Source organism: Planktosalinus sp., from assembly GCF_059864935.1.
This window is the reverse complement of record NZ_JCBCCK010000404.1, coordinates 1-1244: the sequence shown is the minus strand read 5'-3', so window position 1 is coordinate 1244 and position 1244 is coordinate 1. Positions and strand designations below refer to the sequence as shown.

At 38.3% G+C, this 1244-nt stretch carries 1 protein-coding gene and 1 tRNA gene; both read left to right on the top strand.

The genetic code is table 11. The annotated features are described in order from the left end of the window. Positions 1-70 precede the first annotated feature (70 nt). A tRNA-Arg gene (locus tag AC6F75_RS12355) sits at positions 71-144 on the top strand. A 234-nt stretch (positions 145-378) separates the two neighbouring features. After that, the coding region (locus AC6F75_RS12350) for a phage integrase SAM-like domain-containing protein (protein WP_500715347.1) at positions 379-1244 on the top strand (866 nt) is incomplete at its 3' end.

Below are 1244 nucleotides of genomic sequence, written 5' to 3'. Positions count from 1 at the left end.
TTGAGTGCTGAAATAGTATAATTTATCTTTGCACACACTAAAATAAAACCTATATTTGCACCCGCAAAAAGGCCTCGTGGCGCAACTGAATAGCGCATCTGATTACGGCTCAGAAGGTTACTGGTTTGAATCCAGTCGAGGTCACTAATTAAAATTAAAAAAAGTGCCAAAACCACGTTAACCATAGGAAAAACGTGGTTTTTCAACACTTTAGACGTTCATTAAAATTGGTTTGTTTTAGTTCAATGTGTCAGGTATACGTCAGTTATTTTTTCAAACTGTCAGTTTAACTGACAGATTCAATTTTTTAACTAACCATCTGGTACTGTAGAATTTTGACTTTCGTCGAACAATGTTTAACCATTTAAGACGATTATTATGCGTACCAAAAACACCTTCTCAATTTCGTTTTGGGCTGATTTAAAAAACACCAAAAACGACAAAGCTCTCGTTTATGCCAGAGTAACTGTTAATTCCAAAAGAGTAAACATTAGTCTAAAAAGAAAAGTTTACATCAATGACTGGGATTCCAAAAAAAGTAAAGCCAAAGGAACATCACCACACGCAAGACAAACAAATCTTTATCTTGACCAGGTACACGCCAGGTTGTTCCAGATCTTCCAGGACTTTAAGTTCAAAGGAGAATTCATCACTGCTCAATTAGTCAAAGCAGCCTATAACGGTGAAGCCAATTCAGACAAAACGCTTCTCAACATCTTTAGCTACCATGAGAAAAAAATCGAAAACACACTCGCTGTGGGTACCATTAGAAACTTCGAGGTTTCCACCGGTTATGTACATAGGTATCTGAACGATGTAGTAAAAACATCAGACCTCTACCTAAAGCAGCTCGACTATAAGTTCATAAGCGACTTCGAAACCTACCTCCACAACTACTATCCAAAAGGCCATCCAAAAGCGATGAGCAATAACACGGTAATGAAGCACATACAAAGGCTTAGAAAAATCATTACCCTTGCCTATCACATTGAGTGGATTGACAAAGACCCATTTGTAAGGTGGAAACCCATCTATGAAAAAAGGGAGCGTCAATTCCTCTTTGAAAACGAACTAGCCAACATTGAAACCTATTACTTCCCGATTGACAGGCTAGACCGTGTGCGGGACCTTTTTGTTTTTAGTTGCTATACCGGCATCAGCTATGGGGACATCATCCGACTAACACCTGAAAATATAGTCAAGGACATCGACGGCCACAATTGGATTTACACAAAAAGACAAAA